We start from the raw sequence: 6,713 nt of genomic DNA, 5'->3' as shown, positions 1-6,713 counted from the left end.
CGGTAACGTTGCGTGGATCCTGTTGGCGATGGTGATCGGTGGTGCGATAGGCGTGCGTCTGGCGAAGAAAGTCGAAATGACGGAAATGCCAGAGCTGGTGGCGATTCTGCACAGCTTCGTGGGTCTGGCTGCGGTACTGGTGGGCTTCAACAGCTACCTGGACCACGCACCGGGTCTGGCACCGGTGATGGAGAATATCCATCTGACGGAAGTGTTCCTCGGCATCTTTATCGGTGCAGTAACCTTCACCGGTTCCCTGGTGGCGTTTGGCAAACTGCGCGGCAAGATTTCGTCAAAAGCGCTGATGCTGCCGCATCGCCATAAAATGAATCTGGCGGCGCTGGTGGTTTCCTTCCTGCTGATGCTGTGGTTTGTTCAGACGGACAGCACCGCTTCGCAAGTGGTTGCGGTGCTGTTGATGACCGTGATTGCGCTGGTGTTCGGTTGGCATTTGGTGGCCTCGATTGGCGGTGCGGATATGCCCGTGGTGGTCTCAATGCTGAACTCCTACTCCGGTTGGGCTGCAGCGGCTGCAGGTTTTATGCTGAGCAACGACCTGCTGATCGTGACCGGTGCGCTGGTCGGTTCTTCCGGTGCCATCCTCTCTTACATTATGTGTAAAGCGATGAACCGCTCTTTCATTAGCGTGATTGCCGGTGGTTTTGGCACAGACGTGAGTGTCGGTGGGGAAAGCGAAGAAGAGGGTGAGCATCGTGAGATCACGGCCGAAGAGACCGCAGAACTGCTGAAAAACTCGACTTCGGTGATCATCACCCCTGGCTACGGCATGGCGGTGGCGCAGGCACAGTATCCGGTGGCGGAAATCACCGAAAAACTGCGTGCGCGTGGCATCAAAGTGCGTTTCGGTATCCATCCGGTTGCCGGTCGTTTGCCAGGCCACATGAACGTGTTGTTGGCGGAAGCGAAAGTGCCGTATGACGTGGTGCTGGAAATGGACGAGATTAACGATGATTTCAGCGACACCGATACCGTACTGGTTATCGGTGCCAATGACACTGTTAACCCGGCGGCGCAGGAAGATCCGCGCAGTCCTATCGCGGGTATGCCGGTGCTGGAAGTGTGGAAGGCGCAGAACGTTATCGTGTTCAAGCGTTCGATGAACACCGGCTATGCGGGTGTGCAGAATCCACTGTTCTTTAAAGACAACACCCAAATGTTGTTTGGCGATGCCAAAGCCAGCGTAGAAGGTATTCTGCGCGCTCTGTAAGCCGTTACCGCAGTAAGAAGAAGGGCGACCAGATGGTCGCCCTTGTTGTTTTAATCGTCTTCGTCTTCTTCATCGTCGTAATCAATCGGCGATTTAAAATCGTCAGGTTTGATCGCCAACAAATCACAGCGCAGATGGTCAATCACTTGTTCCGCGGTATTCCCCAAAAACGCCGCGGATAAACCAGTACGCCCAATGGTGCCCAGCACCACAATACCGGCTTCCAGATGTGAAGCGATATCCGGAATGACTTCCTCGGGCAAACCTTTTGCCACGTGGGTAAACTCTTCGCCGATGGAGAATTTCTGCCGTAAGGCTTTCATGGCCACCAGATGCTGGCCGCGGATCGCATCGTTGTAAACACTGGGGTCGAAGTCTGGCAACTCGATAGCGATGTTGATAGGGGTAATCGGGTAAGCGCCGACCAGGTGAACTTCCGTGTGGTTGACCATGTCGGCCAACAGCGCGGTTTCGCGGATCAGTTTCTGATTAAGCTCATCATGATGGGGTTCTTCGCTCGCCAGATTGACCGCCACCACCGCTTTGCCGCCTTCCGGCCAGGGCTGATCTTTCACCATCCACACCGGGCATGGGCATTTACGCAACAGATGCCAGTCTGTCGGGGTAAAAATCACCGCTTCTAAGCGATCGTGTTGATGGGCCATTTTCAGCACTAAGTCATGCTGATGCGCCATCACTTCCTGAATAATCGCCTCGTAAGGTCGGTTGTGCCACACCACGGCGATCTCGATGTCAACGCCAGCATCCAGATAGGCATGGGCCTGTTGGCGAATCCACTCGGTTCGTTGGCTGATCACCCCTTTACGCATATTGGACCGCTCATCAGGCGACAACAAGGTGGTCATTTCATAGGAAAAGTCGTAGATAGGCAGGAAAGCTTTGATTTTTCCGCCGATACGTTGATTGAGATACACCGCACGGCGCAGCGCGGGTTGGTCATCCTGCTGGGCGTCAATCACAACCAGAATATTTTGGTACCGGGACATAAGGCAATCTCCTCAAACCAAAGCAAGTTGGATTAAAGATAGCCTAAGTTGGCGCAGGGCAGAAGAGGAAAAGTTGTTGCCGGATCAATAAAATAACATTTATCGACCCGGCACAGAATCACGCAGCTTGCTCAGTCTGGCCAGCCAGTTCTGCTAACAATGCATGGTTTTCAATGGTGATGTATTTGCCTTTTACTGCCAGCATACCGCTTTTCTGGAAGCGACCCAGTAAGCGGCTGATGGTTTCTACCGTTAGTCCCAGGTAGTTACCAATGTCTCCGCGAGTCATGGTCAAACGGAATTCACGTTGTGAGAAACCACGCTGACCGAAACGGCGCGACAGGTTCCAGACGAAAGCAGCCAGGCGCTCTTCCGCGTTCTTTTTCGATAGCAACAGGATCATGTCCTGATCGCCTTTAATTTCGCCACTCATCAGACGCATCATCTGCTGGCGCAGTGCGGGCATTTTACCGGAAAGGTCGTCGAGGGTTTCAAAAGGAATTTCACACACCATAGCCGTTTCAAGCGCTTGGGCGAAACTGGGGTGATGCGCGCCAACAATGGCATCAAAGCCGACCAGGTCTCCGGCAAGATGGAAACCGGTAATTTGTTCATCACCCTGTTCAGTAATGGTGTAGCTTTTAATGGTGCCGGAGCGGATAGCGTAAAGCGATTTCAGTTCATCACCGGCTTTGAACAGCGTCTGGCCTTTCTGAATCGGCTTTTTGCGTTCGATGATATTATCCAGCTGATCAAGTTCGTGTTCGTTCAGCGTGAAGGGAATACACAATTGGCTAATGCTGCAATCCTGGCAATGGATGGCACAACCGCCTGACTGAATACGTCGAATGCTGCGTTTTTCCTGGATCATATAGGTTCGCTCGGTGATTATTGACTGCTGTCAATTTTAACATTTTTATTGGTTAAGTGAACTCATCCGAGCAGTAATAATCCTAAAAACCCCAACAAAGGAGGGTATTCCTGCGTTTACGCAACCTGGATGCCAACGCGTTTATTGATCTGGCACGTTTTCTTTCCATGTTTACATCTGTTCACCGTTTGTCATCAGACAAAACGTGCAGATGTGATGCCAAAAATCCTTTGCTACTATTTTGCTTTTGAACGGCATGTTGCGTTCAGCAAACCACCAGGCGTGAGACGAAACCATGAACCTTGACGATGAAGACCTTTTCCGGGATGCCATGGGCGATGTGACACCACTGAAAGATTGCGCTAACACCCAATGGCTGCGCGCACCCTCGACCAAAGAACCGCGCGCTGCGCAATTGAATGATGAAGATGAAAATTTCCTGACCCGAGGCTTTCTCGACATTATTCCACTGACGACGCCGCTGGAATATAAAACTGAAGGGATTCAACAGGGCGTACTGGATAAAATGCGACAGGGGAAATACCCGCTGGATGCCAGTCTGAATCTGCTGCGGCAGCCAGTGGAAACTTGCCGTCAGTCGTTGTTTAGTTTTATGCGACAAGCTCAGAAACAAGGGTTGCGTAATCTGCTGATTATCCATGGCAAAGGCCGTGACGATGAATCACATGCCAATATCGTGCGTAGCTATCTGGCGCGCTGGCTACCTGAATTCGAAGAGGTGCAAAGTTTTTGCATCGCACAGCCGCAGCATGGTGGTGGTGGCGCACTCTACGTCGGCTTACGTAAAACCGAACAGGCACGCCAGGATAACCGTGAGCGCCACGCCAAGCGCAGCCGTTAGTCAGGTGTGGAATTTACGAATGGTCGCCATCAGCACTTCGGCACTGAGGCTAAGGCTACTCGCGCTTCGCGTAATGATCCCGACCGGTTCTCCCGGTCCCGGTGAGTTAATCGGAAGTGCCGCGACGGCCTGATGGCTCAAATCTTCTTTAATGGCACCAGAAGGCACAAACCATACATAGTCATAGCGCAGTGCCAGTTGACGGGCGAGGGAAGTCGATGACGTTTCCACGCAGTTGGCGGGAAGAGAACAACCCTGTTCGTCCAGCATATGCTGCGCGATACGGCGCGGCGCGGTGCCTTCTGGCGAAATCACCACCGGCCATTGCATGGCGCGCGACAGCGTGACGTTGTCACTTAAAAGAGGGTGTTCAGGTCGTACAACCAGCTTCAGTGACTCCAGGAACAGCAACTCATAAGTGAGTCCTGCCATCATTTCACTGTCCGCCATACGACCGATGCCGATATCAAATTCTCCGGCACGCAGACCCGCCAGCAGCACGTTGTTGTGCAAGGTTGCAACCTGCACTGTGGTATTGGGCTGTTGCTCATGGAACCGGTCAAGAATCTGCGGCAGCATCCCCATCGCCGCGGTGGTCAGGGCACCCAAGCGGATCACCACAGGACGACCGGGCTGAGGGGCGTTGAAACTTTGGCCCGCATGATTGAGTGCATCCAGCACTTTCACCGCATGGACCAGAAATTGCTCGCCCAGCGTGGTGAGTTGCGCGCCGAGGCGACCGCGTTCAAACAGCCGTGCTCCTGCCAGCTCTTCCAGCTCGTTGAGCGTTTTGGAAAGCGCAGGTTGGCTGAGATTCAGGGTTTCAGCCGCGCGCCCCAAGGTCCCTTGTTGTGCGACAGCCACAAAGGTGTGTAAATGGCGCAAGCGAATGCGCTGATTGAAAAGGATATTTTTGTCCATAACCCTCAACATAATGAGTTTTAGCGGGTGGCGGCAACTGAAAAAGGGGAATTATGTTAACTTCACTGCAAAATTATATTAACAAAATCGGCAATCCGTACCGGTTTTACTAACGCATTGTAATCATTTGATAAATTGAAAACGCATTTCAGGGCAAAACTATCACCTGTTGTAATATCAACTGCTTAATCTCGCAAAATTTGAATAATTCTCAGTTACACTCAAAAATCCTGCCCGTTATTGTTAACGATGAGCTATCATTAGCGCCGTTTTTTTTACCAAAACTGATGATATACCCTAAATAATTCGAATTTCAGCACGAAAGCGCTTGCGCTGGCCCGCAGGCCGAATCACGCGGCAAGTGGGTGAATCCCCGGTTGCTTACATCTTAAGTGAGTAGGGTGAGCACGCGCAGCCAACGCAACTGCGGTTCGAAGTATGACGGGTATAGACGATGAAAGTGCAGGAGTTAATCAGTGACCAGCGTTGAAGCCGTAGATGTTCGCCAGCTCATTAATCAGAGTGCGCTCAGTCGCTGGCAAAAGCGCCTGATTGCACTGTGCTTCATCGTTGTGGCATTGGATGGTATGGACATTGCGCTGATGGGCTTTATTGCCCCGACATTGAAAGTCAGTTGGGGCGTAACCAACCATCAACTCGGCATGGTGATCAGTGCAGCACTGATCGGGCTGGCGTTAGGCGCGATGGTTGCTGGGCCACTAGCCGATCGCTATGGCCGCCGGGTCATGATATTACTCAGCGTCGGCTTCTTTGGTTTGTGGACGCTGGCAACCGCCATGGCGCAAAACGTGGAACAGATGATGCTGTTCCGTTTTCTTACCGGCCTGGGGTTGGGGCGGCGATGCCGAATGTCGGGACGCTGGTGGCGGAATACGCACCCGAGCGCCGCCGCTCTTTCATTATTACCGTGGTGTTTTGTGGCTTTACCTTTGGTGCCGCCTCCGGTGGATTTGCCGCATCCTGGTTGCTGCCTCGCTATGACTGGCATTCGGTGATGCTGATGGGCGGCGTGTTGCCCTTGGTTGTGCTGCCATTCTTGTTGCGCGGTTTACCTGAGTCGGTGCGTTTTCTGATCAGTCGCCGTGCGCCTGCTGCACGCATTCATGCCATTCTTGAACGTATGTTGCCTGGTGTGGTCCAGCCTGATAGCCATTATCAATCCAGTGAACATGTCGCCGTACGTCGAGGTGCGGTGGCTACGGTGGTGTCACCACGCTACTTGTTTGGCAGCCTGATGCTGTGGGGCGGCTACTTTATGGGCTTGTTCCTGGTGTATCTGATCGGCAGTTGGATGCCCTCGCTCATCAATACTTTGGGCATGTCCGTCACGGAAGCGGCTATTGTCACCGCTATGTATCAGGCGGGCGGTACCGTGGGTTCGCTGTTTGCCGGCTGGCTGATGGACCGCATCAATGCCAATATCGCCTTGGCAGTGATCTATTTATGTGGGGGTATTGCGATAGTCGCGCTGGGCTTCTCACCGGCTGAGGTGGGCTTAATGAGCGCGATTGCCTTCTTCAGTGGCTTCTGTTTCAACGGGGCCAATACCGGCATGAATGCCTTATCCGCCAGCTATTATCCTACACATGCGCGTGCCACCGGGTCGAGTTGGATGCACGGCGTTGGGCGCGTGGGGGCAATTATGAGCGCCTTTGTTGGCGCAGAGTTGCTTTCCCTTGGCTGGTCCTTCAGCCAGATTTTCCTGTTACTGGCGATCCCTGCTGTATTGACCACCATCATGCTGGCGTTGAAGTGCCGTTTTGGTGACCAGTCCGAACGGCTTGAGTGACAGGGCGATCACAG

The 6,713-nt window shown here is 53.0% G+C and carries 5 protein-coding genes and 1 pseudogene; 3 read left to right on the top strand and 3 right to left on the bottom strand.

The window, feature by feature from the left end:
* The coding region (gene pntB / locus PSSD_RS15980; RefSeq protein WP_058972904.1) for a Re/Si-specific NAD(P)(+) transhydrogenase subunit beta at positions 1-1,228 on the top strand (1,228 nt) is incomplete at its 5' end.
* Between the two features lie 50 nt (positions 1,229-1,278).
* Here pntB and uspE read toward each other — a convergent pair.
* Together uspE and fnr are read right to left on the bottom strand one after the other, a co-directional pair.
* Positions 1,279-2,235 carry a universal stress protein UspE gene (gene uspE, locus PSSD_RS15975; RefSeq protein WP_039334341.1) on the bottom strand — a complete coding sequence of 319 codons (957 nt, stop codon included), beginning with the start codon at positions 2,233-2,235 and terminating at the stop codon, positions 1,279-1,281.
* Positions 2,236-2,353: 118 nt separating this feature from the next.
* Positions 2,354-3,106: a fumarate/nitrate reduction transcriptional regulator Fnr gene (gene fnr, locus PSSD_RS15970; RefSeq protein ID WP_039334343.1), complete on the bottom strand. Its 753-nt coding sequence runs from the start codon at positions 3,104-3,106 to the stop codon at positions 2,354-2,356.
* Positions 3,107-3,401: 295 nt separating this feature from the next.
* Between fnr and smrA the strand changes: the two genes are divergently transcribed.
* Positions 3,402-3,968, top strand: coding sequence for a DNA endonuclease SmrA (gene smrA / locus PSSD_RS15965; RefSeq protein WP_058972903.1), 567 nt, complete (start codon positions 3,402-3,404; stop codon positions 3,966-3,968).
* Here the strand turns inward: smrA and PSSD_RS15960 are convergent, their stop codons facing one another.
* Positions 3,969-4,889 (bottom strand): LysR substrate-binding domain-containing protein, encoded by a 921-nt coding sequence (locus tag PSSD_RS15960; protein WP_039334347.1) that lies wholly within the window; start codon positions 4,887-4,889, stop codon positions 3,969-3,971. It lies immediately after the preceding gene.
* 476 nt (positions 4,890-5,365) lie between these two features.
* On the opposite strand from PSSD_RS15960, the pseudogene PSSD_RS15955 reads away from it, so the two are divergent.
* A pseudogene (locus tag PSSD_RS15955) lies at positions 5,366-6,699 on the top strand (MFS transporter).
* Positions 6,700-6,713: the final 14 nt, after the last annotated feature.

Origin of the sequence: Type-D symbiont of Plautia stali, from assembly GCF_001485335.1 — a bacterium.
GTDB lineage: Bacteria > Pseudomonadota > Gammaproteobacteria > Enterobacterales > Enterobacteriaceae > Pantoea > Pantoea vagans_C.
The sequence above is the reverse complement of the archived record's forward strand: the minus strand, read 5'-3'. Positions and strand labels throughout refer to the sequence as shown.